The sequence below is a fragment of the Chitinivibrionales bacterium genome (genome assembly GCA_014728215.1).
Classification (GTDB): Bacteria; Fibrobacterota; Chitinivibrionia; order Chitinivibrionales; family WJKA01; genus WJKA01.
On the sequence record WJLZ01000086.1, the window covers coordinates 51,935 to 77,247 of the forward strand.

The window sequence follows — 25,313 nt, forward strand, 5'->3', positions numbered from 1 at the left end:
TGATTATATTATAGACCATAACCTTATAAATCCAATATAGTTCTCAGGAATATCGTTTTTATCCAAACCTCGTCATGGATAATCAATCATATAAATGGGTCCGATATATGGGGAAATGCTGTTTCAATCACTGCTCCGGGAGATAGCGGGGCTGTCAAGCCCGAAAATTTGATTGTAGAAAATTGCAGTTTCTACAATAACAATGCCACGGCCATTAAGATATCTCGATACAAAAATGTCACCTTTCGTAATTGCCCGGTAGAGCGCAACGGATGGAAAGGTATTGGATTCGGACGGTGCGAGAATAGCCTGATACAAAATTGCACGGCTAAATTCAATGCCTGGCGCCAGGCCTGGGGACACCATGCCGGACACGATGCCGCGGGATTTAAAATTATCCCGGAAAACCGGATTATGACCCTTTCCAATGTGGAAGTGGAAGACAATAATGCCGCCTATAGCTTGTGGATTGACTGGGACAATACCGACATGCTTTTGGAAAACTGTTCGGTGATCAATAACAGCGCCGATCCGGTTCATATTGAAGTCAGCCCGGGACCGATAACAATCAGAGGTATGCACCTCAACAACAAGTACGGTTTTAAAATCCGGGGTGTCAAAAATGTCAGGATCGAAGACAGCTATATTCATGTTTATTCGGGCGTACTCTGGAACCTTATCGAAGAAGATCGTCAGTTAAACGGAGAAGATCTATTCAATGAACAATGGTTCTTTCGCAACAATACTTTTTCTTCGGTCGGTAACGGGTTTTTCTCATGGATGAGCAGCAACGACTGGAACCATTTTTTCACCACCCTCGATTCGGATTCCAACACCTGGTATCGCAATGGATTCCCGGCCGGGTCGGGTAACTTTTCAGATGCCAATGGTGACGGATGCAGTTTTATTGAGTGGCAGGGACTGGGTAAAGATGTCCATTCGGTATGGATAACAGAAAAGCCCTCAGTGCTCAAGAAACATCACTGCCAATACACGATACATCCTTTGAACAACGTTGTTGAATCGAAAGTATTTATGGTGAATGGAAGGATTCTTAATCGTGGCGGAAGCAAAAGTCTCCTGTTCAATAATAATCAATACCCCTCATCCGGCATATTGATACGAAAGGGACTCCAGACAGAGAGGTTTCTTGAAATTAAATAGATTTTTCATTCTCTTTTTCCCCTCTCTATTCAAATGCATTTGCCCTTTCATGGCAATTTAATGGACCGGCAAACCCTGTACAATCGTCAGTTTAAACAACAGAAATGACTGAATACCTTCCTTATATACTCTATTATTATATAATTAAATACAATTAATGTAATTGTTTTAGCTGTTATCTTTCATGGTATTTCTTATATTATATCTAATCTTTAATCCGAATTTTTTTAAAATTCAAAAAATTGCGCACTATTTTGCTGCCGCTCTTTACGCATAATGAAAGGAGGAGTGCGGTGTTACGATTTTTACCCATAACCCGTTTTGTCTTATTTATTCTTCTGGTTGCCCCTTTATCTTTTGCCATCACGGTATATGTTTCACCAACCGGCGGTGATGATGGAAACGCCGGTACCGAATCGGCACCTTTTGCAACCCTTCATCATGCCCGGGACCAGATCAGAGCTTCTAATGATTCTCAAAAAGAGGTGATTCTTCTTGAGGGAGACTATTTCCTCGAAAACACCCTGACCCTGACTGAAGATGATGGTGGAACCGAACAGAATCCGGTGGTATGGAAAGCTCAGGACGGCGCCGAGGTGCGTATTTTCGGCGGCCAACGGATCACCGGCTGGACGGAAGTAAGCGGAAGTATTTACAAGGCAAATGTCGGTTCATCAGACACCGAATTCTGGACTCTTTCGGAAAACGGCAAACGCAGCCTTCCGGCCCGTCACCCCAATCATATGGAAAACGAAATTCATGGTGCGACAAAAAGCACACTCGATTCAAAAGCCCAGGCTGATTATCCTGCAGATCTTTTTCCTTCCAACTGGGACTACACCCATGCCCGGGTGAATGTAACCTGTTACGGCTGGTTTTCTCAGTGCCGTCCTGTAGAATCGGTTGATTTCGGAAACAGGGTAATTACCTTTGACGGTCGAACCAGAGACGAAGTCGGAGTTTACTGGGTCGAAGGCTCAAAGGATTTTATCGATATCCCTACCGAATGGGCGCTTGACGGCAACGGCGATGTTTTTTACTGGCCGGCACAGACGCCGATCGAAGACCAGGTTATTGTGGCCGGAACCCTGAAACGGGTGATCGAATTTAAAGGAAGCTCTCAATCCGACCCGGTAAAACATATCATTTTCGAAGGGATACTGGTATCAACATCCGATTGTACCCGCCACGGCCTCAGTAACAAGGAAGCGGTTGACGGCGACAATATTGTCAACGGTGAAGCCAACTGCGAAAGCGATTACAGTCGTCACGGCCTTATCCACCTGGAAAACGCCGAACATATTACAATCCGTAAATGTCGCATTTTCAATGCCGGTATTATGGGCGTACTTTTCAACAACTATGCCCAGTATAACACCCTTACCAACTGCTGGATTGAGGGGGTCAACTATTGCGCGGTTTATCTTACCTCCTATTGCATCGGCTCCGGTCCATGGGATTATATCAATCATCACAATACCATTACCAACAATTTCATTCATGATTTCGGCAAACTCTGGAGTAACGGTTCGGGAGTTCAGATCTACCAGAGCGGCGACAACGATATCGGACACAATCTTATCCGCCGGGGACCGCGCTATGCAGTATCGATGAAAGGAATGAGCGATACCACGTTTATTAAAAGCAACAACAATAACATCCATCATAATGAAATCTGTCACACCCTCAATTCGACCTGGGATACGGGAACGCTTGAAGCCTGGAATGCGGGAACCGGCAACAAATGGGATACCAATCTGTTCCATGACATTTTTCATATAACCATTCCTACCCGTACCTATAACGCCAACGGAGATCCTTTTCCGGTGGGCATCGGAATCTCACAACGTCACTGCATGTACCCCGACGCCGGTCCGGCAATCGAAATCACCGACAATGTGGCATATAATATCATCGATTATATCGACTGGCATCATAATGCGCCGGGTGGTGGGAAAACATTTCCGAACAGCTTTTACCCCCATCCATACACGCGCGCCAAAGCAAAGGCCATGGCGGAAGATCTCGGTATTGCCTTCGACGATATCGGGCTTTCCGACGACTTTCCTTTTCCGACGCCCCAGGTCAGGGAGTATGAATATCCTGTTGAGGCGGAAATCAATCCAATTTACGAAGAGGATATCTATTCCCTCCTTGGTGACGGCGCCGGTTTGACGGGAGTTTACTATTCAGGCGCAGATTTCGATCAGCAGGTGATCGCCCGGGTTGATCCTCTCCCCGCCAAGCTCTGGTCTACATCACCGGCCGGAACCAACACCTGGTCGGCACGCTGGACAGGAAAAGTCGTGCCGATTTATTCGGAAGAACACCGTTTTTGTGCCACAACCAACGGCGGTTGCCGTATGTGGGTTAACGGCGCCAAGGTATTCGATGAATGGGAAACGTTCTCCCCCGGCGAACCTTGGGAAGCAAAAGATACCCGGCTGATTCTCAGTAGAGAGTTCATTCCTCTTGAAGCAGGTGAGGAATATGAGGTCACCATAGAATTTTTCTCTCAGTCGAGTGACGCCAACCTGGCTATCGACTGGTACTCCCACAGCATGCCGACCCAGGTAATCCCCACCAGTCAACTCAAACCCGATCCGGCAATTGAAGTTGGAATCGGTGGTCCTGTAGCCGGTAATTACAACGATAAAAACATCCGGCTATCATTAGCAAAAAACAACGCCCTTATTTCGGTTCCTTTCAAAGGCAAGCACTCGGTTAAGCTTATAGCACCCAATGGTGTTGCAATCAAAACGTTCAAAGGAGCAAAAGCCGGAAATTATTCGGTTAGTACCCAGCATCTTGCTGCAGGCGTCTATCTTGTTTCGGTACAATCGGATAAAGGATCGTCTGTACAGCGAATGGTAATACGTAAATAAACTCGACTGTCACCGCAGTACTTATAAAAAACCGGTCAGGTGCGAAAGTACCAGACCGGTTTTTTGTTTTTAGATTTGTAATGAAACTTGTCTGCAGATAATCATCGTAATTTCTCGACTAACCTCTCGACCAGTTCATCAACAGCCGAATCAATCACCGGACTTAACCCTTCACCCAGATACTCGGGGATTTCGATAGTTACGCCCCATATTTCCCACTCCGGGAAGGGCGAGACAATATCGAGTTTGCGAAGGGTTTCCATTACCGAGGCAATATCGGTCTGATGGAGTGAGGGAGCAAAGGCGCGGGAGGCTTTTTTTACAATGCGAATATGCCCGGGTTTTGCGCCTGCCAGCGCATCAAGAAAAACAAACCGGCCAGCTTTTTCCAGAAGGTCGGCAATCTCATAAATATCACCACTTAAAATGTGGAAAAAGATGTCATTTCGCCTGCCTAAACGTTCCTGCAAACGCCGAACCGCAATCACCCCCGCGGCGTCATCACCGACAAGTGTGTTACCTATTCCGATTATACCCAGAGGGGTATTTTTTTTATCAGGATGAAGGCTTGTAGAGTTTGACCTCATAAACACATTGCTCCTGGCCTCTGCTTGCTTTTGTTAAACGGGGACGAATTCCGCTGATTTTGTTAAAATACCCCGCAAGATAATTGTAAAAGAGCACGCAGAGATCTCCCCCCAGCGAAATCCCTTCACGGCCGCAGAGATCACGAATAAAGCATTTGCCCACAGTGAGGGTCAGTTTATCATCGCTCAACTCAGGCTCTATCTCCCATGCTCCGGAGAACATATGTACGATCATTGCAAGAACATCCTCTACCGATTCGGGGTGTTGATAGCGGGGTAGCTGCGTTGCCAATGATCTTCCGGCCATTGTTCCAACCGCAGGCAGACTCTGGCCGAGAGTCTGTTTAAGCACCGAAGCCACCGAAAGCAGACGCATACCAAGGTCTTCTTCAGCCTGTTTCAGGCTTTCCTCTTCTTCGATTACGTTATAAACAAGAGCAGTTTCACCGGTCTTTTTTGCAAGGGCAAGGGCCTTGGGATCATGATAAAAAACCTGTGACATCCTGATATTGGAATGGGATATTGCCGTGGCAGGGCATATCTCCGTGCAGCTTAAACAGCCAAAACATTCATGCGCTTTCACTACCCCGGGAACAGCATCGGATTCACTGTATTCAAATACCTTTGTCGGACAGATATCGGCACACAGGGCACAGCCCACGCATGCCTTTTCATCGATAGTAATCTCTGGAGCACTGTTATTCATTCCATCACTCCCCTTGTCAATGTATTAACAATTGTTCCTGCTTTTCGCACCTCCACTGTCATGGGCATTTTTCCCGCTGCATGCGTTGCACAGGCAAGACAGGGATCGAAACACCGTACGGCGAATTCGATCCCGTTCATCATGAGCTCATCACCACCCTGCTTTTTCATTTCCCGCGCCGTCAGGGTAAGTGCGGTATTAATAGCATCATAGTTATTCTGTGTCGCAACAATAAGGTTGGCGCCGGTAACTTTACCCTTACTATCGGCGGTATAGTCGTGTACCAGAATTCCACGGGGGGCCTCAATCGCCGCGATATACCGTCCCTCCCCTGGAGTAACGTTTTCGAGTAATATATCACCGGAGGGCAACTCCGAAGGGATAGCCGCGATTCGTTCTGCACAATGGACCATTTCAATTATCCGCGCTTCAATATTGTCCAGGACACAAAGGCGGGGGGTTCCGCTGCTTTTAAACTGTTGCATGAGTTCGGAAGCCCGGGGTGTCGAGAATGAATCATTGACATTCATCCGTGCAAGGGGGCCCACAAAATATTCCTGTTCCCGCTCACCTTTCAGATGCACCGATTTCATATAAGAACCCGACATAACATGCTCGATAAAATGATCGGCGTATTTTTCCGCTTCAAAAATCCGGTCCTCATTCCCGGCACTATCACAAACCCGAAGAACGCCTTCACCAAAATCAACTTTACCGTTGCTGGTAATGGCCAGCGAATAATAATCGAGTATGGTTGCATCCCGAAGAGATTCAAGCCTGGCGATCAGCTCGATTAATGGTGTATGGAGATCCATTAAAATTTTGAGCGCTTCGCTCCCCCACTCACGGATTTTATCCAGTTCTTCACCGGTTGGTTGGGATGCAATTCCGCCGGGGACAAGGGTTACCGGATGAACGCCCCTTCCTCCCACAATTTCAACAATCCGTTGACCGATACTTCGAAGGCGCAGTGCTTTTCTGGCCAGCTCGGGATTGGAAGAGAGCAGGTGGAAGATGTTTTTCTCCTGCGGAGGGGCATCGATTCCCCTCACGATATCCGGCCCTAGCAACACAAAGGTACTCAAGGCATGAGAGTGGAGGATGTGGCCGGCGTACAGGAGTTCACGAAGCAATTTCGCTTTAAGCGGAGGAATAATCCCCGCGCCATTTTCGATAGCGACAACTGATGCCAGGTGATGAGCAGCCGGACAAACACCGCAGATACGTCCGGTAACAAGGGGCATTTTAACAAGCTCCATGTTTTCGAGCAGTTTTTCGAATCCCCGGATTTCCAGTACCTGCAGTCGACCCGCCGTGATTTCATCGTTATCATTCAGGTCCAGAATCACCCTGGCATGGCCTTCAATCCGGGTGATCGGTTCGATTTTTATCTGTTTCGGCATTATGTCTCCTTAATATTTTACTGTGCCCATTCTCTTATTTTTACTGCAGGCTTTTTGTACATGACCGGTGATGCCATTGCATAGGCGTAATAGGTCCTGGCTTCATCTTCGATATATTGCCTGATTTCCTGTTCCTCTATACCGGTAAGCATGCTCATTCGCCGTGCGATCATGGTCCGCATATCGAGATGGGGTTCGGTAATAATATCTGTCGACGGTCCTGCGCAACCGCTGCAGGCCACCCCCTTGTTCGGGCATTGAGCAAGACAGCGTTCCATGGTAACGGATCCCATGCAGACAACCCCCTGGCTCAGAAAACAAACAGTGTCATCCGCTGCAGTCACATTTCCTTTTTGTAATGCAACAGGCGAAACCTTTTTCATCGTGCGCTCACATCTGGAGCAAACGGTCTTTTGAACCATTGATTTTTTTTCGGGTGATAAAAGACCGGTAATTGCCGAAGCAATCCAGTATGGATGAGGTGGACAACCGGGAAGATACCGGTCGACAGTTACGATTTCATCGATTGGAACCACACTCTGTTCAAGCTTTGGAGCATTACTGTCGGGCCATTCCCCCGGGGCATTGGTCATTCCCGCTCCATATGCTTTTTCCAGTACCGAATCACCCCGGTAAAGCCAGCCCACCCCCGAAGGGCCTCCATACACAGCACAGGTTCCGAATGCGATAAGTGTTTTGACGCTCTCACGCATTTTGATGCATGCCGCACGATCATGTTCGCTCCGAATAGCGCCTTCAACAATGCCGACATCGGCCCGGGGATACTCCCTTTCATCCATCAAAACGGGAACCCGGACAAATTCCACTGAGTCAGTAAGGTTAATAAGCTTTTCGTGCAAATCCACCACCGCAACATGGCAGCCGGAACATCCCGAAAGCCATTCGGTAGATATCTTAATTTTCATTTTTCCCCTCCAGTATAAGTTCTTTCAGGCAGGCATTCGGTCCTGCATGAACGATCTCGAGCGTTGCCTTGGTATTGTTCATTACCTTTTCCATGGCGCCTGCAAATACCCCGTGGGCCATGTAACACAATGACTGTTTCTGCTCGTGGGAATACCGGAAGAGGGCATTTCTCACCATACAGGTATGGAATACCAGTCGGATTTTTTTCTTTCCTTTTTCTTCGATGATAACATCATCATTTTCTCCCTGAAAAGGCTCGAACTCCCAGACGATGCCCCTTTTCGCAAGTGCTTCACGAAGGATACCGATCGCCTGTATCGGATCATTGGTTTTTCCACTGGCTTCCGTGGCTTCACTGCCGAATTTCTTGCCTGCCAGCGAACAGATGGAAAGACTTCCTTTACCAAGATTTTTTTCAGATGCGCTGGCCAGGGCACCAACGAAGTACGCTACATTGTGAAGCGTTCCGAGTTCATTTGCCATGATCTCTCTACTCCTTTTTATTCTTCGTTCTGTTGAATCGACTGAAGTTTCATGAGCACATCCCCGATAACCATATGCCTGTTTCCTGCAACGACGAAAATCATATTTTTTCTCCGGGAAATAATCATTGTCCCATGCTTGAATTCGAGAAGGATCCACTGTAGTTCTCGGAGTCCCAGCCCCTGCCCCATCCCTTCGGATGCCATTGCACAAATGGCGGATACCGCCGCGACATGCTCAGGATCGGTCGTTCCGGCGTTAAGGGCCCCCAGCAGGAAACCATCAGAGCCAACAAGATAAGCCCCGAGCACCCCGCGGGTTTCAATGAGTGTTTCGAGGTTCGACAGATTATTCATGGAGAAGAAACATATTCAGCACACATTTACGGACCACAACTTACAGCAATTTGACAAGGCCGTCAACACCTTTTTTCACGGCGTACCGTACACTTCCGATTACCGCATTGAGATCGGTGATAACCACCAGAATATCTTCACCGGCTGCGGCAATAATTACTTTTCCCATCGCAAATTCGAGCAGATACTGTTCCAGTTTGCCCATTTCAAAATCTTTGCCGATCATTTCCGATGCTCCGATTGCACTGGCAACGACCGCACCCAGAGCGTCGGTGTCCAGCGTTGCCGCACTGGCACTCTCAATAACGAAACCATCGCGACCGACAATCGCTACCGCTGTAACACCATCGATCCTTAAAAATTCACCCAATGCTTCTTTAATCGTTTTGGCCATGAGCCCTCCTTGTATCTTTAAATTTTTGTAATAAGGTCAATGATTGCGTTCTCCCAGGTACCGATATCAGCGCCCCGCGCAAAGAGAACCATTATAAACCTACTCTCATTCAGTTCCCGGATATACATCGTTCCGTGATCAGTGGTCACTGAGAGTTTCTTTTCTCCGGTATCAGGCAGCACATCGAGATTACATCCTGCGGCAAACAATCCTGCGGCAAGTGAAACAATTTCCTCTACCGATGCAGCGCCGCGGACCTGCCATGCTGTCGGAAGCCCATCTTTGCTTACCTGCGCAACGGCTTCAATGGCTGGTGATAGCTCCATTATTGTCTCCAAAACCCGGGAAACATCACCCGATAGGCTGTTTTTCTGTTCTCTTTCTTCCATAATACTTGGAGTTCTCTATCCTTTCGTTCAGGGATTACAGCTCTTGCATGGTGTCAAACTATCCCTTATGGCATCGCTCCGTTTATCGAACCACTGCAAATGCTCCACCTTCGTACTCGTCAAGGTCAGGCATGATGGTACATGAAATGTGTTCCGTCCTGCAACACCCACATAATTGCCCTGTGCTATAAGACGGGGAGGACTGAACCATGACTCCCTGATTTGAAGCGGTTTTTGTTCTCCGATAACTGATGTGCCCCATATTCCATTAAAGTTACGGGCGAGTTTGCCGAAGGCACGATGAGCGCAATCGTTTACAAAAGGTGCTATCACCGGCGCATTTCCACCCCGTGCCGACAGAGCGAGAATCAAACCGGTGTTTTTTACCGGTCCGGTAATAACCGCGGCCTGGGCATTGGAAAGGGAAACACATTCAACTCTTTTAGCACCGGTTTCGACAATGGCCCGTTTTGTCCGGTGGTAAAACATACCAAGCTTGCCGGCAATTTCTTCAACGGTATCGGCATTGCCTGAAGATTCGAGGATAAAGCCGTCACTGTCGATGAGTGCAACACAGTCGATAGCTTTTGAAAAACCTGCGGTCTTCCTGATTATATTTTTCTCGACCCAATAAATCTCTTCTTCACCGGGCTCCGGCCAGATTCGCATAAGCTCATTTAAATAATCCTTGAGGACATTCCGGCACCGGAGACTGAAATGATCGAGGATTGTAACCACCTGTTCTCTGATCGAATCATGGATACCTTTGGGCTTATGCAATTGCACACGGGAATAAAAGGGCAGCCCGCCTACCGTAAAGCAGGATACCGCTTCCCATGAATCGGCAGCGATTGATATACCGAACCGTTTGTTGGTTTTACTCGAGGGTGTAAAAGAATGAATTGCATTCCGGTCCCATCCGTCGGTAACCGATGTTCCGGGACATATGCCGACCAGGGGACCATAGTTTGATTCGAGGGAGAGACCGATTACTCTTTGTGCCTGTGCCTCCCGAAGGGGATGTTTTACTTTTTCCGGAAGCCCGGCCCCATCGGTAACAATGGAAACTGCTATTTTGGCAAGAAGACTTTCGGCTGCAGTCACTCTGCACCTTTCCCTGGAAAGTCAGAGGTTAATGCCGTGATGTTCTTAAGCACCGGGGCTATATCATCGATGGAATCGACACGACAGGAAAGGCATTTATAGCGTACATTCACGTTTCCTGAATTTTTTCTAACAGCCTCTTCAACCGCATCCGGCTTCTCACAAAGAAGAACTGCGACAGGAACCTTCTTTTTGTCTAAATCCTGTACAAATGATGAAGCATTTTTGGTTTCAGTATAGAGAACGGTTGGAGACCCGTTGAGGATTTCACATTCTTTTTGCATCCCGATTCCCGCCAGATAGTAGCAGACTCCTCCGGTGCGCCCCAGGCGAATAACCGGAAACGAATTGCCGGATAGTTTGTCCGGTGAAAATTTTTTGGAAAGAACACCAAAGAAGGAAGAAAGCAATGAATCTTCTGCACGAACAGTAAGTATCATATTCCTTGCAGAAAGCATTTTTAAATCTGCGATATCAGCATTGCTCATCCATCGAAGCGGCAGCGTTCCCGGCTCAATACTTGCTACCATCGATTCGAGAGGATTCCGCGCAGAATGACCTTTTCTGCCGGAAACGATTTTTGATTGAGCTGCAGAGTGAGATTTTTTATTCTCTGCCGAAGATGAAACGGGCTCCGTGCGCTCAGCTCCAACATGTTCTTCGATGCAGTTCAATTTATCCAGATTTATGGTGGTCGACCAGCTTTTTGTCTGTGATTGATCGATAGAAAAAGCATAGGAGAGTAGAATCTGCTCCATGGGCCAGTGAAGGTTCCGGACATCGGGAATCCATGCATGTTTTATGACCCGCAGAATACCATGATTTAAGGAGAGAAGCTCATAGATCGCTTCGATCCCGATATGATGACTCGACCATGCCGTTGTCGGGACACCGCTCTGAAAAGAGATACCGCCACGGATTCTCTCCAGACAATTGGTATCGTCAACGTCCTTTTCTACAATGCAGCCGTCAATTCTGACAACGGCACTCCATCCCCCTATCGCGATCATCTGGAGAACATCACTTACCGGAACATCTTCTATTCGTGAAGCCATTAGTGGGCGATACAGGGATGTTCGTATCTTGGTGATATTTTCCCAATTGGATTCCCATCCTTCTTTAATATTAATAATGCCCGACAGGCGAAGACTCGAGGGAAGCTCAAGCGCTTCATGAGGCAATCTGGTTCCGTTCTTTAATGCCAGAGTAAAAGCATGATTTGGTGCACACTCAAGTGCCCGGGCACCAGCCTCTAGGAAGGAATAACCGGAGCGGATATCGCATAGTACAACACCACACTTTTGAAGGTTTGATTCCAGTGACTGGAAATCAGACAAATCACCGGAATATTTGACGGTACATTCCGCATTGCTGTTTTCGACAAAGGTTGTAAACTGATTATAGAGTGCCTTCTCGGGAGAAAGAAGCAAGATATCGAACTCATTCGACATCGTAAGGGAATCAAATCCCGGCATGGGTGGAAAATTATCCGGATAACTCGTTTTCATCGTAACAAAAATTCGAAGCTCTCGGTTAGTGATCGCCCCGGGCCTGATACTTTTTTCCTGTCTTCCCGGAGCAGCCGTCTTTGTTGTAATTCAATATACTATACAGCCTTAACTGTTTTGCAATGAAAAACCATCATTTTTTCCTAACAGGACGGCTTTTTATATTATTTTAATAATTAAATAATAGTCTATTGTTACTTCATCTCAAAATCAAGGAAATTAATATCAAAATCCGGCCGCGTTTTTCTCTGCCATAGTGCAGGATGATAGTAGAATTACCCGGATCATTGTGTTGTCTCATGCCGCCCAAACCGCTTCAATCAAAAATACAACTTCAGCAGCTCCTTGCACTGATTCATTTTACCGAGCGCGTCTCAACCAGTATCCATGGGAAACTGACTGAGAAGGCTATCTATAAAACGGTTGTCAGCGAAGGCGCCGTGTTCCGTCATCCGTCATTCACTATTTATCTTCTCTGTGCAAAGCGGAAACAATTAAAACTCTTTGATACGACACTTTCTCCGGATATAATCAGAAAGGCTGAAAAAACTGCCGGTGTATCCCTTTCTCGATTCCGCGTTGAAATCGAAAAATCCGAAATATTCCGAAATGTGGTTACCGGCCAAAAAACAATTGAGATCAGTACCAGGGAAATTGTAAACGAGCTCTATCCCAAACCGGTGAGTACGATTATCTCAAGTCTTTTCAGATTAAAGCATAAAGATACGATCCTGACACCGATCTATAAAAAGGGCGCGGTAACCGGGATCTTTGCCGTGACCTATACCGATTATGCCGAATACCTCATGCCCTCTGTTAAGAATCTTGCTCTCCATATATCCCATGCCGTGGATATTGCCCATGAAACTGCAGAACGGAAAGCGGTGGAAAGAGAACTTCGACACAGTGAGAGACGGTACCGCGAACTCACCGATTTCCTTCCCCAGCCCATTTTCGAAGCAGACCTTTCAGGGAAAATGACTTTTGCCAACAAAGCCGCCTTTGAACTATTCGGTTATGATTCCCAGGACCTCAACAGGGGAGTCAACGTAAACAGCACGATTATTCTCGAAGATCGTGAGAGAGGAAGAAAAAATCTGGAACGGAGATTCAGAGGTGAGGAATTCGGGAGCAATGAATATACCGCACTGAGAAAGGACGGCTCCACTGTTCCGGTGATTATCCGGGCGGCACGCATAACCCGGGGAAAAAAAACCATTGGATTCAGAGGTGCGATTGTCGATATCAGTGAATTGAAAACAGCTGAAGCGGCAGTTCGGGAATCGGAAGAAAAATTCCGTACCCTGGCCGAACAGTCACCCAATATGATTTTTATCAATCAGAATGGAAAGATCGTTTATGTGAACCAGAAATGTATCGAAACCATGGGCTATTCCCGGAAAGAATTCTATTCCCCGAAATTCAATTTCCTGAAATTAATCGCTCCCGAATCTCTGAATGTCGTGAAAATGAATTATGAAAAACACCTCAGAGATAAGGATGTTGAGCCCTATGAGTATTTGCTTGTTACAAAGGATGGTGCTAAAATAATTGGAATTCACATGACTAAATTAATCAGTTACGGCGGACAAAGATCGCTGATGGGAATTATTACCGATATTACCGAACAGCGAAAACTCGAGCAGGCCCTGACTGAGATGGAAGCCCGGCAGCAATTACAGATCGGTCACGATTTGCATGATGGCATCGGTCAATATCTTACCGGCGTGGCATTCAAATGCAAGGCTTTGGAGCAAAACATCCTGTCCGGCGCATCTGTATCGGCACAGGACATCTCCGAAATAAAAAATCTGGTCAATCAGGCCGCCGAACAGGTCAATAAGCTTTCAAAGGGTCTCTCGCCTATCGACACTCAGCAAGAAGGAATATTTACCGCCATCGAAGAACTTGCTGTAACGATTGAGAAAACCTTTTCCGTTTCCTGCAGGTTCCGGTATCAGGAGATGTTCTCAATTGACGATCCGATACGTTCGAATCATCTCTATCGTATTGCACAGGAGGCTGCCACCAATGCAGCGAAACACAGCGGCACCGATGAAATATCTATTGTTTTTGAAAACCACGGGAAAAGCATCGCTCTGATCATCAGTGATAAGGGCAAGGGAATCGATAAACATACTCAATCTTCTCAGGGAATGGGGCTTCAGATCATGAAATATCGAGCGCGGCTTATCGGCGCTTCACTCCATATTCATTCCCGAAAAAACAGAGGCACAACAATCCAATGCATCTTTCGCCGGGGAGCGAATAAGGTAACAGGATAAATAATCTATGAAACAAAATTCAGACAGCATTAAAAAGGGGAATTCAAAAATTCTTATCGTCGACGACCATCCGGTGGTCCGTCAGGGCCTGGCGCAGCTCATAAATCAGTCTCCCGGCCTGGCGGTATGTGCAGAAGCCGAAAATGCGCTGGATGCCATGGGGCACATTGAAAAATACAAGCCGGATCTTGTTGTTCTCGACCTTTCCCTGGGCAAATCATCCGGTCTCACACTGCTTACCAGCCTCAAATCCCGGTTCAGCAGACTCCACGTCCTTGTGCTGTCGGTTCATGACGAATCGATTTATGCCGAACGGGTACTTCGTCAGGGAGCCAAAGGCTATATCATGAAAAAAGCTGCATCGGAAACAGTTATTGAAGCAATTCACAAGGTCTTAAGCGGAGACATCTACCTGAGCAGCGAAATGAAAGACAAGCTGATCCACAAGATGATCGGCGCTGGCACAGTCAACGACCGCACCCCCATCGATACCCTCACCAATCGGGAAATCGAAGTGTACCAGTTTGTAGGCCAGGGGATGCCAACAAGAGAAATAGCAGATAAGCTTCACTTGAGTGTAAAAACAGTAGAAACCTACCTGGCACGAATCAAAGACAAGCTCCACATTGCCAACTCCCGCGAGTTGATTATGCATGCAATGCAGTGGGTTCAGAAGACAAACCCCTGATAAAAACAAGGTTGAGGGGTGGAGTCAGGATGCCGGTTGGGATATCAGGCTAAATTCAGCTTTTCCTGACCGTTTCCTGTTCACCAAACTTCCATCCTGCCTCCAACTTTTCCCCCTCCCCTCTCAAAGTAAGGTATTCCCCTACACAAAATACGGATCATGCCCTATTGAAGAGCTTTCTTTTTATTTGGTATACTCTTATCATTCTATACTTAATAGGCAGGGACATTGCATGAATGTATCGATTTCATCAATAAAAGGATATCAGCTCGTAAGAATTGAAGAGGATTTGAATTCGGAAACGGACATGGAATCATTGGAATCGATAATAATCGATTCCATTAACGAGGGAAGAACAAAAGTAGCTCTCTCCTTTACTCCGAGTTCGTTTCTTTATGGTAAACCCCTTCGCTATCTGATCCGGTTCAGTAAGGAAATCGAAAAATCAGGTGGGCATCTTGCAATAATCGAACCGAGTAAGAATCTGAGAGATATGCTTGAAACACTCGATTTCGCTTTGCTGACAAAGGTCTATTCAACAGAGCAGGAGCTGGGTGCGGCAAAAGATGTTGCCCACTAACGGACTATGACTTTAAAAGCAAACAGCACCCCGGATTACAACCCGGCACATTTTGCGCTTGGAGGTCATATGCATCTCCCTTCCTGTGCCTGCTCCAGGACCAATCGAGCAAATAAAGAGACGATTGCAGCGTTGCTGAAAAATTATTATCGACTTGCCGACTATATCCGTTCATCCGATAATTCTCCAGTTCTTCATCTGGGTATATCGGGTCCTCTGCTTGAGCCTTTTATCCGTGAATTTCGATCCTCTGGCCGGCAACATCGGAGAGTACGTCTCTCCGACTATTTGCATACTCACCACGGCTTTCCCCGGGCCACAGTAGCGACCGGCGCCTGGGAAAAGACAATTAATATCAGCAAAGATTTCTCATGGTGGAATGCCAGTATCATGCAGAAAAAAGCTATTTCTGCAATGAAAGCGACCGGAGATAAATATTTATGCCTCAAAAACGCAAAACTATCAAGGGATAAATTGCAGTAGATTACCGATGCCGGGAATATTCTTATTGATGTAAAAAGCAGTTGTTATCTTGGCGGGAAGCATCTATCCCTAAAAATATACACTATGAAAAACTTAATGCGGCAGAGGGGCTTATGATGGTAAATGATTAAATTTTCTGCCATAATAAAACGTACTAACCAAAGTGTTATTTGAATCACCATTAAACCATTAAGGGTAAGAAGGTTTAACTATGTTGAGAAAAGACGATTACGATCCCGATGAAATCCTCAGAGATGACTATGACTCACTTGAAGCTGAACTTGAAGACGATATGGATGAGCTCGATTTTGAAGGTAAAAGCGGCAGTCATTATTATGATATGGAAGAGGATTTAGATCAGGATCGGCATTTTGATGCCCAGGTTGGATAAATATGTGTGTTACTGCCTGCCCAATGCAGGTTACAGCGCTCTCAGCTCAATGGATTGCCAATCCTGTCCTGACAGGCGATTAAGCCGCCGGAGGCAGATGCGCATAAGCTTCCTTGATGGGGATTTTTATACTATACCTCCTCACGTTTCTCTGCTGCGGGGATGGTAAAATAAAAGCAACTCCCCTTTCCTTCGGTGCTTTCAACCCCTATTTTCCCACCATGAGCTTCAACGATGCCTTTCACAATGGCGAGTCCAAGGCCGGTGCCTTTAATCTTCCGGACATTTGCCCCACGCTTGAATTTATCAAAAATATTTTTCTGAAATTTTGCCGGTACTCCCATACCATTATCGGCGACGGTACATCGCCAAAGACCATTCTCCCGTTCCATACCGATTTGAATACGAGAATCCGAATTATTGCCGGTATAATTAATTGCATTTGCAATCAGATTCATGAATACTTTCGTGAGTCCTTCCTGGTCCGCGTATACTTTTGCATCAGGAATTGCCACTTCTAAATCGATTTTTTTCTGCTTAAGCTGATATTTATAATTTTGCGCGATTGTTTCGACCAGCTCTTTTATATTTATTTGGTCATAATTCAATTTTTGTTTACCCGAGTCAATTCGTGCGCAATCCAGAAGGTCTTCGACAAGCTCCTGCATATAGACAAGCGCATTTTTTCCTATTGACATCAATTCATTGATGTCATTCCGGCCATCCCCGGTTTCATTCACCCCCCTTTCCATAAGGAAACAAACTGTTTGCAATGCCGAAAGCGGATTTTTGAGATCGTGGCTAATGATATGAGTGATTTCCATGATTTCTCTGTTTTTCTGTTCGAGTTTTTTCCTGACTTCCATCATATGCGTAACGTCACGCATTGCCCCATAGATTACCTCTTCACCATGCCAGGTCAGAGTTTGCGCCGATATCAGCACATGGATCCGGGTTCCATCCTTACGAATTCGTAGGCCCTCATGGTTTTCAATTTTCCCACCCTCCATGAGAATAGTGATCGCAGTTTTCTGTTTTTCCCGATCTTCCAGTGCGCACAAATCTTCGGGCGACATCAAGAGAAGTTCTTCTTCCGTATACCCGAAAATTTTGCACATGGCAGGATTTACCGCAATAAATCTGCCGGTTACCGGACTCAGCAGTTGAAGGGCTTCACTTGAGAACTCGAATCCCCGCCTGAAATTTTCTTCCGATTCTCTGATTGTCTGTTCAGCTTTTCGGCGGCGGTCAAGCTCCCTCGTGAGTTTCATACGAAGATCATGCAAATATCCGACCATTACAGCGACAAAAATAAGCGAAAGAGTTCCAGGGAATCCGTGAGGGGTGAAAAGAATATTCCACTGCGGTTCATTACTTAAATAGAAAAGAGCGGTATTGCATACAATGCCTCCCAGACCGAAAAGAACTCCGGCCTTCAAACCCCATAACCAGGCTGCTATTGAAACAGGCACACCGATCAGGGGAGAAAATCCTTTCCCGATTGTTTTTTCGAGAAATAGATACAAGGCAATATAGAGGAAAAAACTGAGTACGACAATAACTATTGCCGGTATTTCATTTGTAAGTCGCTTTGAACCGCCGGATTGTTTTTGAATCCAGCCGAGAGCCTCCTCCTCGGAAGAAAGAAGTTTTACCGGAAAGGCAGGGCGGTTAAACGTGGTAAAGAAATTGCCTATAATTCGGCTGAGCGGACTATCGACAATAAGGGCACAGGCGGATGTACCACGGGCCGCATCACTTCCCGATAAATATTCCCGCGCCTCCCGGGTTACCCATCCACTCTTTCGTACATCGACAATACATGGACGGGGTTTGCCTCTGGATGCCAGTAAAATCGCCGCAATCTCCTGTTGGGCCTCCGATAATGTCATCGAAACGTTCGGTTTTGTGACTATCTCACGAATAATACCATCATTTCCAAGCCAGATTTTGCTTGTTGACGTTTCGTATATCTTGGTTTTCATAATCTTGCTGTTATCATTAGGTGTACCCTCCGCTGCAAATTGTGCAAGATTGGGACTATATTCATACAAAAAGGCGGTTATGTCATTTCCTGTTTATCATAACATCGACAACGTCACCTTTATCCAGATAAAACTCGCGGTTAGTGACTGTTTTTTCGATCGACCTGCTGAATCCACTGAACGAAAGAACCACACCGGGGTAACAACTCTCAAAAACTTTAAGTGTTGACGGTTCATTGGTTGTGTAATGACTCACAAAAACATTTCTTTTTTTCTCCAGTTCATCGAGCTGCATGTCCAAATTCATTTTGGCTTCCATGACTGTCTCCATTTTACCGATAAACTTCTGGAAAAGCCCTTTGCTTTTCTTTTTACTCTTTTCGATCTCCTCGAGTTGCCCGGCATAATAATTACTTCTGGTTCGCAATTCGGAGATCTTTGCATTGAAAAGTTCGATCTTTTTTCTCACTGCCGGATCCAGCCCAACCGATACTTCTGTTGTAATTTCGCTTTCGGCTCCCAGGGAGGCACATTCAATTCCCTGTAATGCATAGCAACTGCCCCCGGCAAGAACAACATCTTTCCTCCTGACAATTATTTTATTTCTTGAGTAAAGGCGTGCGCCTATCGATTCTCCGCCTATGAAGATCGATCCCATAGCGGTTACCGACTGGTTTCGTACATAACCGACTTCCACCTTACCGCTGCACTCGATTGTTCCTTTTCCTGTTCCGTTGAATCCCCCTTTTACCGTGACATCTCCCTCGGTTTTCAGATGGGCATCTTCGATATTACCGTGAACGGCAATCCCGGCCTTCGCTTCAACCGTATATCCCGATTTAATATCTCCCAATACTTTCACAACGCCTTCAAAGGAGATATTTCCCGTTGTATTGTCGACATTTCCCTTAATAACACGGCATGGAAACAGTGCAAACCGGCCACTATACCATACAGCACATCCATCGATCGCGGCGAGAAGTATCTTGGGATCCTCCTTAGACACTTCAGTGTTGTCTATTTTTGGCGAGTGTTTCCATTTACCCCTGACTGCGGGGATTTTTTCTCCGGTAACAGTCATTCCATCAACAGCCTTTGTGGGTGGAACTATTCGAAATACCGGCGCTCCCTTTGCAACTGCCGGCATCCTGTCGGTCTCTTTGTATTCTTTCTTTTTATCTTTAAGGAACGTGACTACCGGTTTTGAAAAATCCACCAGACACTCAATTCGCCCATCCTTGCCGTTAACGGGTACCGTTCCTTTTGCAACAACGGCGTCACTCTCTCCCTGACCGTATTCATTGTAGAAGTCAACAGCTATTTTAATGATATCTTTGTCAATGCTGTATACAATTCCCGTACGCTCAAGTTCATCCAGAATATCCTGCGGAGCTATTTTATCTCTCTCCTCTCCCGGCTCTTCGATACTGAGCCGGGCAAGCATCTTATCTTCTGCTATCGAACAGGAAATCTTATCTTTCGTTGATGCATCAGTCATACTCTTATCCCCTCATCATATGAGTTACAGGACCAAAATAACGGAGTGATACCGATTATAATACAAATACTGTGCCATTATCCCAATGTATCCTTTTCTGCTCATAAAAGCCCGAAAAATTCATTTGTCAATAAAATGGAATATAGTTACTGTCTCAAAAAAGCAACACCTCCGGCTGTCCGTGCCTCCAAGGCGTCTCCAATTGAGACACGTGTACATGTTAAGCAAAAGACTGAGAGAAGTATTCCGTGTAATCTGCTGAAAAGCAACAAATTACAAGAAGATTTTTTATGCTGTGTTTTTAAGGAGATGTATTGATTTGATACAGTAAGGAAGGAAAACCAGACCTGAGGCTTAATCCACCATCTTCGTTCAACGCAAGTCAGCGGTCAGAAGCCATATCGATGGTCATACTCTGTTATCCACCTTCGCCATCCTGATCTATTATCGTCGTCCATTATCCCCTACTCTCTTTCCCTTGCCCTACTCACTCTGCGCCATCGCAAGGGCTTCTTCGGCAATTTTCTGCAAGGGTAATATTTTTCTGGCTGCGCCTATCTTAACGGCCTCGCCGGGCATTCCCCAGACCACGCTGGTTTTTTCATCCTGGGCAATGGTATGAGCGCCGGCCTCTTTCATATCCGAAAGCCCCGTAGCACCGTCCGCACCCATCCCGGTGAGGATGACGCCGACAGCATTGGCGCCCACATATTTAGCTACCGAATTGAAGAGCACTTCGACACTGGGGCGTTGATGGTAGACCGGTGGCCCGTTTTTAACTTCGATATAATACCGGGCTCCGCTTCGTTTTACTACCATATGAAAATTACCGGGGGCAATAAGTGCCAGCCCGGGAATTATTGAATCGCCGTTTTTTGCTTCACGTACTTCAATATCGCATATCTGATCGAGCCGCTGGGCGAAGGATGTTGTAAATTTTTCGGGCATATGCTGAACAATAACAATACCCGGCGCATTCCGCGGCATCCGGCATAAGACGTTTTCTATCGCCACTGTTCCACCGGTTGACGCCCCGATAGCAATAATTTTATTGGTCGTCTTCTTAAGAGCAAGTGATTTTACCGGTCTTTGCATCCTTTCTTTCTGCATGAGCTTAATTGTATCGAAATTGACTTTTGATGCGGTGCGAATCTGTTCGATAAGAATAGGTGAAATATCCCCTACCGTATATGCAGCCCCGGGTTTGGAGATAACATCAATTGCTCCCAGGTCCAATGCATCAAGCGACATCACACTCCCCCTGGGTGTCAGTGAACTTACAATGATCGTGGGAATAGGATAATACTGCATGATTTTTCGCAGAAAGGTGAGGCCGTCCATTCTCGGCATTTCAATATCCAGGGTCATAACATCGGGATTGTAGCGAATGACTTTATCCCGTGCAACATAGGGATCGGGCGCGGTTGCGACCACCTGCATATCGGCTACCTTATCGATTTCCTTCGACAGAATCTGCCGTACAATTGCCGAATCATCAACAACAAGGACTTTAATCATTGAAATGAAAACTGTGGAAAAAGTTTGAGTGTCGAAAAAGAGCTATTCTTCTTTAACAACAAAAAGGACCGGATTACCTTCAGCCTGCAGCCAGACCGTGTCTTTGCTGTTAAGGTCTTCACCCAGCGATTCATCCGGCAGCCTTTCGGGAATACCCAGATCAAATATGGGATCTTCACCATACAGCGCAGTTATAAAATTTCCAACAACCATATTGAGAATCTCTTTCATGGCATCTTTACCCTTATCTTCGGCATCATCATCATTTTCATCAATGCCAAGCATATTGGCGGCGGCATAGCGGGCAAATGAATCATCAGCCCACATACAAAGCGACCCCGACCTTTCACCCGTAAAGGATAGTGAAAATCCTGTTGCATTCCACCGTTCCAGTTCCGACATCTCATTCCCATCCAAACGATCGGTGAAAATAAATGCAGCATCTTCAAGAATACGGGCTATAACCTGCGAGGCTACTTCATTATTATTCAATTCACTCATCCCATCCTCCCAGTGTTTTAATAATCACATCCCGGATTGCTTCAGGAGTAAAGGGTTTCCGCAAATATCCCTTAATACCTTTTTTCTCGAGTTCGGTAATGCGCGTTTTGCTCCCTTCAGTCGAGACAATTACAACAGGAATTTCCTTGAGTTCGGCGTGAGCATTCATGGCGTCGATAAGCTCGATACCGCTCATCCGAGGCATATGAATATCGGTAAACACGATATCCACCCACCGCTCCTTCATTTGTTCCAGAGCCTGTATACCGTTATCGGCATGGAGTACCGAATCGACCGGCAGTTTGGTCATTGCCAGTGCCCGTTCCAGTACTGCCCGGATAGTCTCCGAATCATCAACAATCATAATAGTATAGGCCATAGGGCCGCTCCCTGGTTAAATTCGAAATTCGAAATTTTATGGTAATCATATTATAATCTCAAAACTCGAAAAAGTGAATTTGGTTGTTGGATTCCTCATCCATACATTTCCATTATATTGTCCAATTTTTCTTTTGTCGATGCACATAATTTTTCAAAGTTTTCACGTGACAACCCAAGCCGTTCCTGAATGGAACTGTCGACAGCCAGCTGCATACCTTCGTATCCGATACCTTCTCCGATTGACCGGGCAACCATATTTGCTATCCGGACACAGTCGGTTTCAAGAGCAACATTTTCATCGAGGCTATGGTGATACTTTACTGCGGTGATGATTATTTCGGGCAATTTCCATTGTGCCATAATCTCGGCGCCGATATCTGCATGGGTGAAGCCAAAGACAAAATATTCAGCTTCGGCACAGGTGCATGACTCATTAACAACTCTTTGCCATACCCGGTCCATCATCGCTTGCCCGGCGTTTCTCCCCAACACCAGCTTTCCGATATCATGAAGCAGCGCCGCGGTAAATGCAACCCCTTCGATACTTATTTCAACAAAGCTGTTCATAATTTCGGCGGCGGTTGCTGAAGCGACACTATGTCGCCAGAGTTCATCTTCCGAATATCCATAGGAAGGCACCGGCTTGCTGATACTGTTTTTGACATTCCGTGCGACAATCTGTTCGAGAATACGGGCGCCGCCAAGGCGGATTACGGCATTTTTGATTGAAGACACCGGTGTGTTCGACGAGGAAAATACCGAATTCGCAAATTTAAGCACATCAATGGTAAGCGCCTGGTCGTATTCAATTACCGTAACGATATCATCGACCGAGCTCTTTGCAGACGCAACCACTTCCGCCAACTTACATGCCGACCGGGGCAATGGATGCAGTTCTTCAGATTTTTTGATTATTTCCTGAATGCCGATCATAGATCACCTCTTTGTCCATGACTGGTGAACCAGCTCTCTCCGGTATCCACATCCAGATACAATGTCCGTGGTATATGGCCAGCGACATGTTCTGCAGCGATCATTACGCCGTTTCTCCAGAACATTTTACGGGCAATAACAATGTTTCGATTACCGATATCAAAGAAATCTTTTTTTTCGAAAACCTGGGCGCCTCCTGCCATTACCACCCGAAGATTTTCCTTTTTTGCTCCAAGCTTATAGGCCTCCCTGAACAAAAGAGGAATACCCGTGTCACCGAACATAAATGGATTCTTCTGAGCTTTGGGTGGATCGACCTTTGACAGCGGCAGCATGTAATGCAGAATGCCGCCAACTCCGGCAACCGGGTCGTGAATGGCGATGCCGATACAGGAACCGAGGGCATGGGTGACAATCATGTCACCATTTCCCCTGCACGCTTTCATGTCTGATACGCCGACAATATATTTCATTTTTGTGTATCTGCTGTTTTTCTATATTCCGAGTTTCTCTTTCAAAGCTTCAGGCGTAAACGGCTTAACAATGTAATTGTTTGCGCCGGTTTTCAGCGCTTCGACAACCTTTGGTTTTTCAGATTCCGATGTGCACATGATTATTTTTACATCCTTGTACGCAGCATTTTCTCTGGCTTTTTTCAAAAATGTGATACCATCCATGACGGGCATATTCCAGTCGAGTAAGATAGTATCAACGGGCATACTGCTTTCCAGCTTGTCTAACGCCTGTTGTCCGTCACCAGCTTCAACAACATCTGTTATCCCCATGCCGCTAAGCTGAGTTTTCTGTATCTTCCGCATTATTGCCGAATCGTCAACCAATAAAATCTTCATAAAAAGCCTCCTGATTTTTTCAGCTGTTTTTGTTGTATTCTTTCATTTTCCTTGTCTTCCTGGCATTATTAACCAGTACAGCAACATCATTGACCATAAAAGGCTTTTGCAGGAAACCAACGACACCAATGGATGCAAAAAATTGTGCAACAACATCTTCCCTTCGCAGACCGCTTATGGCAATTACCGGAATTTTAGATTGACGAAGTCTAAGAATGAATTCAACTCCCTCGATTTCAGGCATCAAAATATCCGAAATTATAAGGTCGATTTTGTTGACACCAAGCAAATCAATGGCTTGCTTGCCGTTTTCGGCTACAAAAACATGATAGCCGTTTTCCTGAAGCATTTCTCTAAGCATCTGTCTTATCTCTTCATGATCATCTACTATCAGTATATTCATACGTTACATCCTTACCTCTGTCTCACGTTTTCAAAGAAACTTCCATAACGAATTCACCCGAAGGCGATTGAAAGGGCACAATAAGGGTGGGAACGCCCTTCTGTGTCGACAGTGTATGACTTTTGCCGATTATTACATTGGGCAATGAAATCATGAGATTGAGTCCGTCTAAATGCTGTTTTGCATTACCGGCAATTATGTTGGCGATTTCACCGATCCCGTCGGTTAAGTCGGGACCGACGATCTTAATCGTCATCCCGGTCATCAGGGAAACGAATTTAAGAGCAAGAACCTTGGGAAAACTTATGGCAATCGACCCCTGGGCATCGCCGGACAATCCAATAATACCGGATATATCATGGGTGGGAAAGGGTTCGGTTTTGGCCCGCGGAGCCCCTGGTTTGACCTCGGTATTAATCATGGTTTTAAATGTTTCGATTGTTGAGGTAATAAAAGGGTTTACATAAGAAACATCCATCGGACCTCCTTGTTTTTAGAGCTTTATTCTGTTGAATATCATGAGCTTATTGTTTACCAAATAAATCTTCAACCGTATGCAGTAACTTTTTTCTGTCAAAAGGTTTCTGAATTATTGCATCGGCGCCTAATTTGCCAGCCGATTGCAGATAGATGTCGGATGATGCTGCTCCTGAAACCGCGATTATTTTTACCTCAGGGTATTCCGCCCTGAGCGATACAATTGTTTCAATTCCTTCCTTTTCGGGCATAATCAGATCGGTGATCATCATATCGATATGGAAGGTTTTGAAAAAATTGAGCGCCTGTAGACCGTCTTGCGCTTCGATAACCGTATATCCTTCATTCTCCAATACCAAGCGAATATATTCACGGATCGTCTCTTCATCATCGACAACAAGTACCACTTTTTTATCCTGCTGCATATATTCCT

The 25,313-nt window shown here is 45.9% G+C and carries 28 protein-coding genes; 7 read left to right on the plus strand and 21 right to left on the minus strand.

Annotated features, from left to right (window positions below; genetic code table 11):
• Nucleotides 1-36: 36 nt before the first annotated feature.
• The gene (locus tag GF401_06560; GenBank protein MBD3344707.1) at nucleotides 37-1,164 is read left to right on the plus strand and encodes a hypothetical protein; all 1,128 of its coding nucleotides are present in this window, start codon (nucleotides 37-39) and stop codon (nucleotides 1,162-1,164) included.
• 293 nt (nucleotides 1,165-1,457) lie between these two features.
• Complete coding sequence (locus tag GF401_06565) at nucleotides 1,458-4,049, plus strand: hypothetical protein (GenBank protein ID MBD3344708.1); 2,592 nt, start codon at nucleotides 1,458-1,460, stop codon at nucleotides 4,047-4,049.
• A 101-nt stretch (nucleotides 4,050-4,150) separates the two neighbouring features.
• Here GF401_06565 and GF401_06570 read toward each other — a convergent pair whose 3' ends face one another.
• From GF401_06570 to GF401_06615, 10 genes are read right to left on the minus strand one after another with little or no spacing between them, the layout of a single operon-like run.
• Nucleotides 4,151-4,636: a hydrogenase maturation protease gene (locus tag GF401_06570; GenBank protein MBD3344709.1), complete on the minus strand. Its 486-nt coding sequence runs from the start codon at nucleotides 4,634-4,636 to the stop codon at nucleotides 4,151-4,153.
• Nucleotides 4,605-5,342, minus strand: a complete 738-nt coding sequence (locus GF401_06575; protein MBD3344710.1) for a 4Fe-4S dicluster domain-containing protein — start codon at nucleotides 5,340-5,342, stop codon at nucleotides 4,605-4,607. The genes GF401_06570 and GF401_06575 overlap by 32 nt, the downstream gene beginning before the upstream one ends.
• On the minus strand, nucleotides 5,339-6,745 hold the full coding sequence (locus GF401_06580) for a Ni/Fe hydrogenase subunit alpha (GenBank protein MBD3344711.1): 1,407 nt from the start codon (nucleotides 6,743-6,745) through the stop codon (nucleotides 5,339-5,341). The genes GF401_06575 and GF401_06580 overlap by 4 nt, the downstream gene beginning before the upstream one ends.
• Before the next feature lie 17 nt (nucleotides 6,746-6,762).
• A complete protein-coding gene (locus GF401_06585; protein MBD3344712.1) occupies nucleotides 6,763-7,671 on the minus strand; it encodes a methyl viologen-reducing hydrogenase in 909 nt (302 codons plus the stop codon).
• Nucleotides 7,661-8,155, minus strand: a complete 495-nt coding sequence (locus GF401_06590) for a hypothetical protein (GenBank protein ID MBD3344713.1) — start codon at nucleotides 8,153-8,155, stop codon at nucleotides 7,661-7,663. The genes GF401_06585 and GF401_06590 overlap by 11 nt, the downstream gene beginning before the upstream one ends.
• 17 nt (nucleotides 8,156-8,172) lie before the next feature.
• The gene (locus GF401_06595; protein ID MBD3344714.1) at nucleotides 8,173-8,511 is read right to left on the minus strand and encodes a hypothetical protein; all 339 of its coding nucleotides are present in this window, start codon (nucleotides 8,509-8,511) and stop codon (nucleotides 8,173-8,175) included.
• Nucleotides 8,512-8,551: 40 nt separating this feature from the next.
• Nucleotides 8,552-8,905, minus strand: a complete 354-nt coding sequence (locus GF401_06600) for a dynein regulation protein LC7 (GenBank protein ID MBD3344715.1) — start codon at nucleotides 8,903-8,905, stop codon at nucleotides 8,552-8,554.
• Nucleotides 8,906-8,922: 17 nt separating this feature from the next.
• Nucleotides 8,923-9,294, minus strand: a complete 372-nt coding sequence (locus tag GF401_06605) for a hypothetical protein (GenBank protein MBD3344716.1) — start codon at nucleotides 9,292-9,294, stop codon at nucleotides 8,923-8,925.
• A 27-nt stretch (nucleotides 9,295-9,321) separates the two neighbouring features.
• On the minus strand, nucleotides 9,322-10,398 hold the full coding sequence (locus GF401_06610; GenBank protein ID MBD3344717.1) for a hypothetical protein: 1,077 nt from the start codon (nucleotides 10,396-10,398) through the stop codon (nucleotides 9,322-9,324).
• Entirely contained in the window at nucleotides 10,395-11,873 is a 1,479-nt protein-coding gene (locus GF401_06615) for a hypothetical protein (protein ID MBD3344718.1), read from the minus strand. Before GF401_06615 ends, GF401_06610 begins: the two co-directional genes overlap by 4 nt.
• A 296-nt stretch (nucleotides 11,874-12,169) precedes the next feature.
• Here GF401_06615 and GF401_06620 point away from each other — a divergent pair, with 296 nt between their 5' ends.
• The 5 genes from GF401_06620 (at nucleotide 12,170) to GF401_06640 (ending at nucleotide 16,333) form a co-directional block, all read left to right on the plus strand.
• A complete protein-coding gene (locus tag GF401_06620) occupies nucleotides 12,170-14,191 on the plus strand; it encodes a PAS domain S-box protein (GenBank protein MBD3344719.1) in 2,022 nt (673 codons plus the stop codon).
• A gap of 7 nt (nucleotides 14,192-14,198) precedes the next feature.
• Nucleotides 14,199-14,879 carry a response regulator gene (locus tag GF401_06625; protein MBD3344720.1) on the plus strand — a complete coding sequence of 227 codons (681 nt, stop codon included), beginning with the start codon at nucleotides 14,199-14,201 and terminating at the stop codon, nucleotides 14,877-14,879.
• Between the two features lie 232 nt (nucleotides 14,880-15,111).
• Nucleotides 15,112-15,459, plus strand: a complete 348-nt coding sequence (locus GF401_06630; GenBank protein ID MBD3344721.1) for a hypothetical protein — start codon at nucleotides 15,112-15,114, stop codon at nucleotides 15,457-15,459.
• Between the two features lie 6 nt (nucleotides 15,460-15,465).
• Complete coding sequence (locus GF401_06635) at nucleotides 15,466-15,942, plus strand: hypothetical protein (protein ID MBD3344722.1); 477 nt, start codon at nucleotides 15,466-15,468, stop codon at nucleotides 15,940-15,942.
• 211 nt (nucleotides 15,943-16,153) lie between these two features.
• Nucleotides 16,154-16,333: a hypothetical protein gene (locus GF401_06640; GenBank protein MBD3344723.1), complete on the plus strand. Its 180-nt coding sequence runs from the start codon at nucleotides 16,154-16,156 to the stop codon at nucleotides 16,331-16,333.
• A gap of 131 nt (nucleotides 16,334-16,464) precedes the next feature.
• Here the strand turns inward: GF401_06640 and GF401_06645 are convergent, their stop codons facing one another.
• The 11 genes from GF401_06645 to GF401_06695 form a co-directional block, all read right to left on the minus strand.
• Entirely contained in the window at nucleotides 16,465-18,318 is a 1,854-nt protein-coding gene (locus tag GF401_06645) for a PAS domain S-box protein (protein MBD3344724.1), read from the minus strand.
• Nucleotides 18,319-18,400: 82 nt separating this feature from the next.
• Entirely contained in the window at nucleotides 18,401-19,816 is a 1,416-nt protein-coding gene (locus GF401_06650; protein MBD3344725.1) for a DUF342 domain-containing protein, read from the minus strand.
• Nucleotides 19,817-20,299: 483 nt separating this feature from the next.
• A complete protein-coding gene (cheB, locus tag GF401_06655) occupies nucleotides 20,300-21,334 on the minus strand; it encodes a chemotaxis-specific protein-glutamate methyltransferase CheB (protein MBD3344726.1) in 1,035 nt (344 codons plus the stop codon).
• 42 nt (nucleotides 21,335-21,376) lie between these two features.
• Nucleotides 21,377-21,835, minus strand: a complete 459-nt coding sequence (locus tag GF401_06660) for a hypothetical protein (protein MBD3344727.1) — start codon at nucleotides 21,833-21,835, stop codon at nucleotides 21,377-21,379.
• Entirely contained in the window at nucleotides 21,828-22,214 is a 387-nt protein-coding gene (locus tag GF401_06665) for a response regulator (protein ID MBD3344728.1), read from the minus strand. The genes GF401_06660 and GF401_06665 overlap by 8 nt, the downstream gene beginning before the upstream one ends.
• A 95-nt stretch (nucleotides 22,215-22,309) precedes the next feature.
• Nucleotides 22,310-23,149 carry an HDOD domain-containing protein gene (locus GF401_06670; protein ID MBD3344729.1) on the minus strand — a complete coding sequence of 280 codons (840 nt, stop codon included), beginning with the start codon at nucleotides 23,147-23,149 and terminating at the stop codon, nucleotides 22,310-22,312.
• Nucleotides 23,146-23,622, minus strand: coding sequence for a chemotaxis protein CheD (locus GF401_06675; GenBank protein MBD3344730.1), 477 nt, complete (start codon nucleotides 23,620-23,622; stop codon nucleotides 23,146-23,148). Before GF401_06675 ends, GF401_06670 begins: the two co-directional genes overlap by 4 nt.
• 21 nt (nucleotides 23,623-23,643) lie before the next feature.
• Nucleotides 23,644-24,000, minus strand: coding sequence for a response regulator (locus tag GF401_06680; protein ID MBD3344731.1), 357 nt, complete (start codon nucleotides 23,998-24,000; stop codon nucleotides 23,644-23,646).
• Between the two features lie 19 nt (nucleotides 24,001-24,019).
• A complete protein-coding gene (locus tag GF401_06685; protein MBD3344732.1) occupies nucleotides 24,020-24,403 on the minus strand; it encodes a response regulator in 384 nt (127 codons plus the stop codon).
• Between the two features lie 22 nt (nucleotides 24,404-24,425).
• Nucleotides 24,426-24,881 (minus strand): chemotaxis protein CheX, encoded by a 456-nt coding sequence (locus GF401_06690; protein MBD3344733.1) that lies wholly within the window; start codon nucleotides 24,879-24,881, stop codon nucleotides 24,426-24,428.
• A 46-nt stretch (nucleotides 24,882-24,927) separates the two neighbouring features.
• Complete coding sequence (locus GF401_06695) at nucleotides 24,928-25,305, minus strand: response regulator (protein MBD3344734.1); 378 nt, start codon at nucleotides 25,303-25,305, stop codon at nucleotides 24,928-24,930.
• Nucleotides 25,306-25,313 lie beyond the last annotated feature (8 nt).

Excerpts from the sequence above, each read along its gene's own strand:
- GF401_06570 (MBD3344709.1), bottom strand. The coding sequence starts at position 4,636 with ATGAGGTCAAACTCTACAAGCCTTCATCCTGATAAAAAAAATACCCCT.
- GF401_06575 (MBD3344710.1), bottom strand. The coding sequence starts at position 5,342 with ATGAATAACAGTGCTCCAGAGATTACTATCGATGAAAAGGCATGCGTG.
- GF401_06580 (MBD3344711.1), bottom strand. The coding sequence starts at position 6,745 with ATGCCGAAACAGATAAAAATCGAACCGATCACCCGGATTGAAGGCCAT.
- GF401_06585 (MBD3344712.1), bottom strand. The coding sequence starts at position 7,671 with ATGAAAATTAAGATATCTACCGAATGGCTTTCGGGATGTTCCGGCTGC.
- GF401_06590 (MBD3344713.1), bottom strand. The coding sequence starts at position 8,155 with ATGGCAAATGAACTCGGAACGCTTCACAATGTAGCGTACTTCGTTGGT.
- GF401_06595 (MBD3344714.1), bottom strand. The coding sequence starts at position 8,511 with ATGAATAATCTGTCGAACCTCGAAACACTCATTGAAACCCGCGGGGTG.
- GF401_06600 (MBD3344715.1), bottom strand. The coding sequence starts at position 8,905 with ATGGCCAAAACGATTAAAGAAGCATTGGGTGAATTTTTAAGGATCGAT.
- GF401_06605 (MBD3344716.1), bottom strand. The coding sequence starts at position 9,294 with ATGGAAGAAAGAGAACAGAAAAACAGCCTATCGGGTGATGTTTCCCGG.
- GF401_06615 (MBD3344718.1), bottom strand. The coding sequence starts at position 11,873 with ATGCCGGGATTTGATTCCCTTACGATGTCGAATGAGTTCGATATCTTG.
- GF401_06620 (MBD3344719.1), top strand. The coding sequence starts at position 12,170 with ATGATAGTAGAATTACCCGGATCATTGTGTTGTCTCATGCCGCCCAAA.
- GF401_06625 (MBD3344720.1), top strand. The coding sequence starts at position 14,199 with ATGAAACAAAATTCAGACAGCATTAAAAAGGGGAATTCAAAAATTCTT.
- GF401_06630 (MBD3344721.1), top strand. The coding sequence starts at position 15,112 with ATGAATGTATCGATTTCATCAATAAAAGGATATCAGCTCGTAAGAATT.
- GF401_06635 (MBD3344722.1), top strand. The coding sequence starts at position 15,466 with ATGACTTTAAAAGCAAACAGCACCCCGGATTACAACCCGGCACATTTT.
- GF401_06640 (MBD3344723.1), top strand. The coding sequence starts at position 16,154 with ATGTTGAGAAAAGACGATTACGATCCCGATGAAATCCTCAGAGATGAC.
- GF401_06645 (MBD3344724.1), bottom strand. The coding sequence starts at position 18,318 with ATGAAAACCAAGATATACGAAACGTCAACAAGCAAAATCTGGCTTGGA.
- GF401_06650 (MBD3344725.1), bottom strand. The coding sequence starts at position 19,816 with ATGACTGATGCATCAACGAAAGATAAGATTTCCTGTTCGATAGCAGAA.
- cheB (MBD3344726.1), bottom strand. The coding sequence starts at position 21,334 with ATGATTAAAGTCCTTGTTGTTGATGATTCGGCAATTGTACGGCAGATT.
- GF401_06660 (MBD3344727.1), bottom strand. The coding sequence starts at position 21,835 with ATGAGTGAATTGAATAATAATGAAGTAGCCTCGCAGGTTATAGCCCGT.
- GF401_06665 (MBD3344728.1), bottom strand. The coding sequence starts at position 22,214 with ATGGCCTATACTATTATGATTGTTGATGATTCGGAGACTATCCGGGCA.
- GF401_06670 (MBD3344729.1), bottom strand. The coding sequence starts at position 23,149 with ATGATCGGCATTCAGGAAATAATCAAAAAATCTGAAGAACTGCATCCA.
- GF401_06675 (MBD3344730.1), bottom strand. The coding sequence starts at position 23,622 with ATGAAATATATTGTCGGCGTATCAGACATGAAAGCGTGCAGGGGAAAT.
- GF401_06680 (MBD3344731.1), bottom strand. The coding sequence starts at position 24,000 with ATGAAGATTTTATTGGTTGACGATTCGGCAATAATGCGGAAGATACAG.
- GF401_06685 (MBD3344732.1), bottom strand. The coding sequence starts at position 24,403 with ATGAATATACTGATAGTAGATGATCATGAAGAGATAAGACAGATGCTT.
- GF401_06690 (MBD3344733.1), bottom strand. The coding sequence starts at position 24,881 with ATGGATGTTTCTTATGTAAACCCTTTTATTACCTCAACAATCGAAACA.
- GF401_06695 (MBD3344734.1), bottom strand. The coding sequence starts at position 25,305 with ATGCAGCAGGATAAAAAAGTGGTACTTGTTGTCGATGATGAAGAGACG.